At 41.2% G+C, this 9,329-nt stretch carries 7 protein-coding genes and 1 riboswitch; of the genes, 4 read left to right on the forward strand and 3 right to left on the reverse strand.

Features of this window, described 5'->3' with window-relative positions; translation table 11 throughout:
- Nucleotides 1-93 precede the first annotated feature (93 nt).
- Together Q0954_RS31250 and Q0954_RS31255 are read left to right on the forward strand one after the other, a co-directional pair.
- Nucleotides 94-957 carry an ABC transporter permease subunit gene (locus Q0954_RS31250; RefSeq protein WP_299464993.1) on the forward strand — a complete coding sequence of 288 codons (864 nt, stop codon included), beginning with the start codon at nt 94-96 and terminating at the stop codon, nt 955-957.
- A complete protein-coding gene (locus Q0954_RS31255; RefSeq protein ID WP_299464996.1) occupies nt 924-1,751 on the forward strand; it encodes an ABC transporter permease in 828 nt (275 codons plus the stop codon). Before Q0954_RS31250 ends, Q0954_RS31255 begins: the two co-directional genes overlap by 34 nt.
- Nucleotides 1,752-1,823: 72 nt before the next feature.
- On the opposite strand, the gene Q0954_RS31260 is transcribed toward Q0954_RS31255, so the two are convergent.
- Nucleotides 1,824-2,411, reverse strand: a complete 588-nt coding sequence (locus tag Q0954_RS31260) for a plasmid pRiA4b ORF-3 family protein (RefSeq protein ID WP_299464999.1) — start codon at nt 2,409-2,411, stop codon at nt 1,824-1,826.
- A 360-nt stretch (nt 2,412-2,771) separates the two neighbouring features.
- A riboswitch (SAM riboswitch) is annotated at nt 2,772-2,883 on the forward strand.
- A gap of 135 nt (nt 2,884-3,018) precedes the next feature.
- Between Q0954_RS31260 and metH the strand changes: the two genes are divergently transcribed.
- Together metH and Q0954_RS31270 are read left to right on the forward strand one after the other, a co-directional pair.
- A complete protein-coding gene (gene metH, locus Q0954_RS31265) occupies nt 3,019-6,825 on the forward strand; it encodes a methionine synthase (RefSeq protein ID WP_299465010.1) in 3,807 nt (1,268 codons plus the stop codon).
- Between the two features lie 615 nt (nt 6,826-7,440).
- Nucleotides 7,441-8,076 (forward strand): hypothetical protein, encoded by a 636-nt coding sequence (locus Q0954_RS31270; protein ID WP_299465002.1) that lies wholly within the window; start codon nt 7,441-7,443, stop codon nt 8,074-8,076.
- Between the two features lie 247 nt (nt 8,077-8,323).
- Here the strand turns inward: Q0954_RS31270 and Q0954_RS31275 are convergent, their stop codons facing one another.
- Complete coding sequence (locus Q0954_RS31275; protein ID WP_299465005.1) at nt 8,324-8,689, reverse strand: DUF3244 domain-containing protein; 366 nt, start codon at nt 8,687-8,689, stop codon at nt 8,324-8,326.
- Between the two features lie 109 nt (nt 8,690-8,798).
- On the reverse strand, nt 8,799-9,290 hold the full coding sequence (locus Q0954_RS31280) for a DUF2461 domain-containing protein (protein ID WP_299465007.1): 492 nt from the start codon (nt 9,288-9,290) through the stop codon (nt 8,799-8,801).
- Nucleotides 9,291-9,329: the final 39 nt, after the last annotated feature.

Below are 9,329 nucleotides of genomic sequence, written 5' to 3' on the forward strand. Positions count from 1 at the left end.
CTCTATCCGTTAACGTGAACCATTAGGTTGTGCGTTGGGTGAGAATCCCCTCTGCTTTAGCTTGGGGAGCAGTCAATGTGATGATAAAAGAGAATGAAAAATAGCAAGATTGCATATTTATGGAGCAAAGGAGGTGTTGCCCTATTTGTAATGGCTACTTTGTTGCCTATGGTGCTGGCATTGGGGTATGCTTTTTCTTATAGCATAGGTTGGGTAGGCATACTATCTGAAGGTTTTACTCTTAAGCATTGGCAAAAGGCATTGCCCAATGGCGAAGTATGGCAATCTTTGGGTTACACCCTTTATGTTACCCTTGCCTCGCTACTACCTGCCACTATTGTAGCTTTGTTGTTGGCCACCCGTTTTAGGCGGGCAATTATAGGTAGTAAGCTTCATTACCTTATTTATTTCCCCTTGGCTATTCCAGCAATCGTAGCCGCCTTTTTTATTATGCAGTTGTTTGCCAAAACTGGGTTGTTGTCGCGGGTAGTTTATCAAATAGGCTTTATCGACCAATTGGCACAGTTTCCTGACCTGATCAATGACCAATATAGTGTAGGTATTTTGTGTGCAAACTGGTTACTGGCGACCCCTTTTTTAACAGTGATGTTTTTGGGGATGTACGATGGTGAACGGTTGGATGACTTACAACAGGTAGCCACTACATTGGGAGCAACGCGTACCCAAGCATATTTTAAAGTAATTATTCCGGCATTATGGCGTAAAGGCTACCCTACAGTGGTACTATATGGAATTTTTATTTTTGGGGCTTATGAGGTGCCCCTGCTATTGGGGCGACAGTCTCCTGAAATGATCTCGGTGCTTGCCACCCGTAAAATAAAAGGTCAGTATGATTTATTGCAATTGCCTGAAGGCTATGTTTTGGCAGTTATTTATTCTTTATTGATGATTATGAGCGTTTTATGGCTACTTCGCAAACAAAAGAAACGGCTTTGAACCAATCAGCCAACTGGTGGCGCATCGTTCGGGTACTTTTGGCGATGTGCTTGACAGGGGTGATATTGTTGCCTTTTTTGTTATTATTGGGTTTATCATTGAGTCGTCAGTGGATTTACCCCAACCTTTTGCCTCAGCAAGTAGGGCTAATGAATTGGGCACAGCTTTGGGGGTATCAACAAAACTTGCTACAAAGCTTGGGGGTATCGTTGGTACTTTCGCTAAGTGTTGCTTTTATTGCTACTTGGGCGGGGTTTTTTACTGGTCGTATGCTTGCTTATCATCCTTACGGCAGGCAATTGCTCAAACTGGCTTATTTGCCTTATGTCATTTCTCCTGTGATATACGCAGCTTGTCTCAAAGTATACTTTATTTGGTTTGGTCTCGATGCCCGGTTTTGGGGAGTATTGTTCGCACAACTTATTATTACTTATCCGTTTAGTGTTATTTTGTTTAGTGAATACTGGAGCTACCGTACCCAGGCACTAGAGCAGTTAGTAGCCACTTTGGGTGGTTCGCCTTGGCAAACTGTATGGAAAGTATTGGTACCGATTTCTCAAAACATATTATTAGTGAGTTTTTTTCAAACGTTTCTTATATCCTGGTTTGAATATGGGCTTACTCAGCTGATAGGCTTGGGCAAAGTACCTACCCTTACCCTCATGGTATTTGGCTATTTAAAAGAGGCTAATATCTATTTTGCTGCCTTGGCTTCGTGCTTGTTAGTCATGCCCCCCTTGCTATTGCTGTGGGTCAATAAAAAATATGTGTTAAAAGGGAGGGGAAGCGACTAAAAAAATACCCCCCAAGTAAATATGCAAGGGGGGAGAAAAGTATTCAAAATAGTTGTTTGGATAAGTAGATGCCTATTCAAACTCAACATCAAAAGTCAAAACGCCATAATCTTTCATTGTCAGCTGCTTATTAATGGCTTTTTTGTCAAATTTAGAAGGGTACAAGTCTCCTCCTAGCCAATCTTTCATTTCTTTGTACTCTGGGTGTTTAGGGTTTTTCATGATCATCATCAGATCCATATAACCCCAGGGACCACCACAGTCTTCAGGAGGGCAAGCATTTTTACCGCTGATACATACCGGATACGCTCCCCCTTCTGTTGGAGTTTGTATCTCTTCCAGCACCACATTGTGTTGCCAGTTGTCGCCAAAATCATAGGTATAAATGAGCTTGTCATTCTCCTTTTTTAGTAGTTGACTGAGCTTCACACCCCGATAATCTTCGCTTTCCATTTCTCCCCAGGGAGCGGGTGCTGCGTAAAAATTGTGTTTGTGTTCAAACTGGTGTAAGTGGCTGTTTTTCCACCCCATCGTAGTTTGAATGACCTTGTGCAGGTCGGGCAACAAAATATCTTGAGGTACTTGAATTTTCCTCCATATTACTGGGGTTACATCCATCAATGTAACCTTCAATTGGTATATTTTATTATTTGTGCTCATATCAATCTTGGTTTAAGATGATAAAGATTTAGTAAATAAAATTACACGTTGTTTGTTGCCCAAAAAAACGTAAAAATGAAGCGAAGGTTGTACTAATGTAGAATTAAATTTTAGGTAGCATTTTTTGAAAAAAATCGCAGGAATAAGCTTGATTTTGTGTACTTGGGCGAGTAACTTATACGGTTGCTTGATATTTTTTCCTGGTGAATAATCATTTTTTATAAAAATAAGCCTATAACAGGTCTACAAAAACTATAATAAAAATTACTTGGCTTGGCATAACCAAACATTTATGCCTAACTTGCGTAACTAAAATCTAAGTCAATTCACCTTCTCACTCACTTATAGTAAGAAGTAATTGATTTATAAAGAAGTGCAGAGAGATTGGGCTCGCAGAAGCACTGGCAACCTACTTATCCAAAAGAAAGGTGCTAAATCCTACCTGACTCGGTACGATCAGGAAATATAAATTGAATTACAGAAAAATCTAAAAATTCATTTTGAAGTGACCAAAGTATATATCCATACCTCAATATATGGTTATGTGACAACACACATACACACTAACAGAGGTAAGCCTATGTTTATCGGCTTATAATATAAGCAGCTGAAGGACGACTTTTTATATCATAACGAATTAGAACAAAAGGATAGAAAACAGATGATGATTGAGCAATTATTAAAGAAACGAATTTTTGTACTCGATGGGGCAATGGGTACAATGATTCAAAGATATAAATTTACTGAGGAGGACTACCGTGGCGAGCGATTTAAAGACTACGAACATCCTTTGCAGGGTAATAACGACTTGTTGTCTATTACTCAACCCGAAGCCATCAAAACTATTCATGGTAAATTTTTAGAGGCTGGAGCCGATATTCTGGAAACTAACACTTTTAGTGCTACTACCATTGCCATGGCAGATTATCACATGGAAGACCTGGTATATGAGCTCAATTATGAATCGGCAAAAATCGCTAAAGAAGTAGCCACCGAGTTTACCAATAAAAACCCTGACAAACCTCGTTTTGTAGCAGGTTCTATAGGGCCTACCAACCGTTCTGCCTCATTGTCCCCCGATGTAAACGACCCTGGCTTACGTAACATTACCTTTGACCAACTGGTGGTAGCGTATTATGAACAAGCCAAAGCACTGGTAGAGGGTGGTGTAGATATTTTACTGGTAGAAACCATCTTTGATACGCTCAATGCCAAAGCTGCCCTGTTTGCGATAGATAAATACTACGAAGACACCAACAAACGCCTTCCTATTATGGTGTCGGGTACCATCACCGATGCGGCTGGTCGTACCCTTTCGGGGCAAACCATCGAAGCATTTTTATATTCGGTATCTCACATGCCCATTCTAACCATAGGAGTTAACTGTGCCTTGGGAGCCGACCTGATGCGTCCTTATATTCAATCATTGGCAAAAAACGCCCCTTTTTTAGTATCAGCTCACCCCAACGCAGGTTTGCCTAATGAGTTTGGCGAATATGACCAAACCCCTGAAGAAATGGGAGCCATCATCAAAGAATTTTTAGAAAGCGGTTTTCTCAATGTAGTAGGTGGCTGTTGTGGTACTACGCCAGAGCACATTGCCGAGATTGCAAAAATAGTTGCTGAACACTCACCCAGAGTAATACCAGAGCAAGAGCGTTTGGCCACTTACAGTGGTATGGAGCCCTTGAAAGTAACTAAAGCCATCAATTTTGTAAATATTGGGGAGCGTACCAATGTGGCAGGATCGGCTAAGTTTCGCAAACTGATTAAAAACGAACAGTACGAAGATGCCCTCGCCATTGCCTTGCACCAGGTAGAAGGTGGTGCCCAGGTGATAGATGTAAACATGGACGAAGGAATGATTGAGTCTGAAGAGGTAATGACTACCTTTTTGAACCTGATTGCTTCTGAGCCTGACATTGCCCGTTTGCCTATAATGATTGACTCGTCTAAGTGGAGTGTGATAGAGGCAGGGCTGAAAGTGGTACAGGGTAAATCTATTGTCAATTCTATTTCGCTCAAAGAGGGGGAAGAAAACTTTAAAAATCAGGCAAGGCTAGTGCGCCGATATGGTGCTGCAGTGGTGGTCATGGCTTTTGATGAAACAGGTCAAGCAGATTCTTATGAACGTCGTATCGAAATTTGCGAACGTGCTTACCGTATTTTGGTCGATGAGGTGAAGTTTCCACCCGAAGACATTATTTTTGATCCCAACATTCTGACCGTTGCCACGGGAATGGAAGAGCACAACAACTACGCAGTAGACTTTATCAATGCTACCCGCTGGATCAAAGAAAACCTGCCTTATGCCAAGGTAAGCGGAGGGGTAAGTAACATCTCTTTTTCTTTTAGAGGCAACAATGTCATTCGTGAAGCCATGCACTCAGCATTTTTGTACCATGCCATCAAAGCTGGTTTGGACATGGGGATTGTAAATGCTGGAATGATTGAGGTATACGAAGACATTCCTAAAGATATGCTTACGCTGATAGAGGACGTATTGCTCAACCGCCATGCAGACGCTACCGATAAGCTCATTACTTTTGCCGAGCAGGTAAAAGGAAAGGGAAAGGTGCAGGTAAAAGACACTAAGTGGCGCGAAACTACCGTAGAAGAACGCCTCAAGCATGCATTGCTCAAGGGTATTACCGAGTTTATAGATGAAGACACTGAAGAAGCTCGTTTGAAATACGACCGGCCACTACACGTGATAGAAGGACCTTTGATGGATGGTATGAGTGTTGTAGGAGATTTGTTTGGTCAAGGAAAAATGTTTTTGCCTCAAGTAGTAAAAAGTGCCAGGGTGATGAAAAAATCGGTGGCGCACTTGATGCCTTTTATGGAAAAGGAAAAAGAAGAGGCCGTGGCACGGGGCGAGCTGGATACCAAAGGGGTAGGTAAAATATTGATGGCTACCGTAAAAGGCGACGTACACGACATAGGAAAAAACATTGTAGGGGTAGTGCTGGGGTGCAACAACTATGAAGTGATTGATTTGGGAGTAATGGTGCCCGCTCAGAAGATACTTGACACAGCCGTTAAGGAAAAAGTAGATGTGATAGGTCTGAGTGGTTTAATTACCCCTAGCCTTGATGAAATGGTAAATGTGGCCAATGAAATGGAACGTTTGGGCTTAGACATTCCTTTGTTGATTGGTGGTGCTACTACCTCAAGAATACACACTGCAGTAAAGATTGAACCTAAGTATAAAGGATCTGTGATTCACGTATTAGACGCGTCACGCAGTGTACCAGTAGTAAGTAACTTATTAAGCGACAACAACCGCGACAAGTTTGCGCAGGAGATCAAAGACGAATACGCCCGCATGCGCGAAGGGCATGCCAACCGTAAGCAAAACAAGAAGTTTTTGACCGCAGAGGCAGCCCGGAAAAACAAGTTTGCCATTAACTGGGACGAAACCAACGTGGTACGCCCGCAGTTTTTGGGTACCAAGGTGTTTGAAGACTACCCGTTGGAAGAAATTGTTGACTACATTGACTGGACACCTTTCTTCCAAACTTGGGAGCTACACGGCAAATACCCTAAGATATTGACCGACGATGTGGTAGGAGAGGAGGCCACCCGCTTGTTTGCCGATGCCCAGGAAATGCTTCAAAAGATTGTGACCGAAAAATGGCTTACGGCTAAAGCAGTATTTGGTTTTTTCCCGGCAAACACAATAAACGACGATGACATAGCGGTGTATGCTTATCAAAAAAACACTGTAGAAGCGCTTGCCAATGGTAATACTAACAACACCAATGATTGGGGCTTTGCCGAAGACCGTACCCAGACTATAGCATTGTCTCACGCATTGAGGCAGCAAGCCCAAAAAGCCAATACGGTACCAAATATTGCCTTGTCAGACTTTATAGCTCCTGCCGAAACGGGTATTCAAGATTACCTGGGTGGTTTTGCTGTATCGGTGTTTGGTGCCGAAGCCATCGCTAAAAAGTTTGAAGAAGATCACGACGACTTTAACTCAATTATGGTCAAAGCGCTTGCCGATCGTATGGCAGAGGCTTTTGCCGAATTATTGCACGAAAAAGTTCGTAAGGAATATTGGGGCTACGACCAGAGCGAAACCCTGTCTAATGAAGAATTGATCAAAGAACGTTACAAGGGTATTCGTCCGGCACCAGGTTACCCTGCTTGCCCTGATCATACCGAAAAAGTTACCTTATTTAAGTTATTAGATGCGCCAAACGCTACCGGGGTAGCACTTACCGAGAGTTTGGCAATGACTCCGGCAGCATCGGTATCTGGCTGGTATTTTTCTCACCCTCAGTCTAAATACTTTGGCTTAGGTAAAATAGAAAAAGACCAGGTAGAGAGTTACGCGGAGCGCAAAGGCATTTCGGTAGAAGAGGCTGAGAAATGGCTGAGCCCTAACCTGAATTACGACCGTTAATTGGTCTTATTTTGACTGTGATTGTAACACGAAAGTTGCCGGAAGTCTTTTCGGCAACTTTTTTTGTGCTTACTCAACTAAGGAATTGTTCAAAAATAAATTTACACTCTGAGGGGTGATTTTTCGCCTTGATACTTCGTTATTTTTATTGCCCGTAGCGCTGCTATGGGCGCAAAAAATAGCCTCGTCTCAAAACAAAACCTCTACCTCAAGAATGGTAATTTAATTTCTCACCATTCCTAACCTCTACCTGACGCAAGCATCTCTCGCTTGTGCCCAACCTGGCAAGTTCAATTTTCTGGCTTTGTACTCAGAAGGGTTTACTTGACACGATAGCAGTGTTTTTTGTAAAAACATGGAAGCTACAAGCTTCCGTAACTTTTTATACCTGCCAGGTTTTCAAAACCTGGCAGGTATGGATATTTATCTTTGTTATAGGTTTTAAAATGCTTGACGGAAATATTAAATTTCAATTCTCTATACTAGTAAAAACATGGAAGCTACAAGCTTCCGCAATGATAGGCACAAGTGAGAGATGCTTGCGCTAGAGTGGGTACTGATATTCAAAACAGCCCTAATCGCAAGTTTATCTATTTACAATAACCCTCTACTCCTATGTATACAACGCTTATTTACTTGTTTGCCACGCTTAGTTTTATGTCAGACTCGTTTATTGACAAAACCTATCAATATGTACCCCCAAGTGTGTATTTGAGGTTTTATGATAACCATACTTTTCATTTGCAATATACTCCTCAAGGCAAACTTACAAGGATGTTGCAAGGCAAATGGAAACAGCTTAACTCTAGAGAAATTGCTCTTTATCAATCTACTACTAAAGGCATTAATGTAGTTTTGTCTCAAACTACTTTTGCCCTACCTCAAGTCATTACTTTTAATAAAGACTTTAGCCAATTTGTTTTTCAAAACACTCGTTTTACTCTAGACAAACCAAACAAACCTTTGACAACAAAAACCCAATATGCTTTTGCTCAACAGGGTTATACCCAACAAAACCAAGTAAAAAGGTGGGAAATTAAGTTTGAAAAAAGTTACCAATTTTGTTTGAAGGTATTGGACGAAAAAAGCATTGAGAATGTAAGAGGCAAGTGGGCAAAGATAGATGAGCATCAAGTGGCATTGTTTGGGGTAAAAGGTAAGAAAAATGCTCGGCTACCTTTGCCGTCTGTGATTGTGTTTAACCCCAAGTTTACTCGCTTTGGCTTGGGCAATTATACCTTCCAACATTGACAATCTGATAAATAAGTATACAAAAAAAAATATTTCCACCTGGCACCGACGTGCGCCATCTTAGGTGTTAATTTACCGTGTAATAACTCACTCAAAATAACCACAAATCATAAAATGCAACGTGTAAATCGAAAAGGAAAGTGCTAAAGCCAAAACAGCGCAAATAGGCTAAATATTTGCGCTGTTTTGGTTACGTTATTTCGTGCAATTATTACGATTTATCGTGAGTGTTTATGCAGGTTATTCTTTATCGCTTAGAAAATTTATAAGTAATAAATTCCTTGTTTTTAGTAGTTATTGCCAACAAGTAGTTTCCTTTGGGTAAAATTCTTAAGTCCATCTCAATGTTTTGTTTGCCTGCTTTATAAGTATAAGACTGATGCGGAACACCTGCGGTATTTTTTATTTTAACATTATAAATCTTATCCTGAGGGTTGGTTGTATTAATAGATACCCGTTTGCCCTTCGAGTGCAGGGCAGCGGTTACAGGGGTGGCTTTTGCTACCTTATCTGGTGCTTTTGTACCAATCATTTTTAAGTTTGACTGAGCCTGCGCAGTGTACCCTATAGTTGCCAAAATCATTACCAATATTACGTGTATAAACCTTTTCATAACATTCAATATTTTATCTCTTAATTTGCCTGATTTACTATTATAAGTCACCTTTTTTAATGATGTACTGTGTCTGGTTAGAAAAGTTATAACGCGGGTGTAAGGTAGGCTAGTCTAATAGAGAAATTCCGTTTAAGTCGGTAGTAAGGTAAGCAGTCATCACATCAAAAAAGGGGAGCATGCCTAGCAACCCTTCGGCTAGTTTCTCTACGAAATTTCGTGATAAAACTTCGGCATCACTAAACTGATGAGTCACTAAAAACTGTTTATAGCGAATGAGGTCTATATTTTTGTTATCTTTTTTGAACCCCTTAGGAGCGGTTTTTACCTGATTGCCCTGTAGTTGCCCAAAATACTTCTTAAAAGAGGTGTTTTCCAGTACTTGTCGCAAGGGATCAGCATCAGCGTCTATTTGTTGTCTGATCAATAGCAGATCGGCAGCATTGGGACCAAAAAAACCTCCAGTAATAGAAGAGTTGCCCGGAGCCAGCTCAAAATGATACCCACCCCGGCGATTTTCTCCCAAACGTTCCAGGTGTCCGCCCCAATAAGTTTTATAGGGCGCTTTATTGGTCTCAGTAATGGGTTTAAAACCCTGCACTTTCAGTGCAGAACTTTAGTATTGCGAAAAAATCTATTA

Origin of the sequence: uncultured Microscilla sp., from assembly GCF_947493425.1 — a bacterium.
Taxonomy (GTDB): Bacteria; Bacteroidota; Bacteroidia; order Cytophagales; family Microscillaceae; genus Microscilla.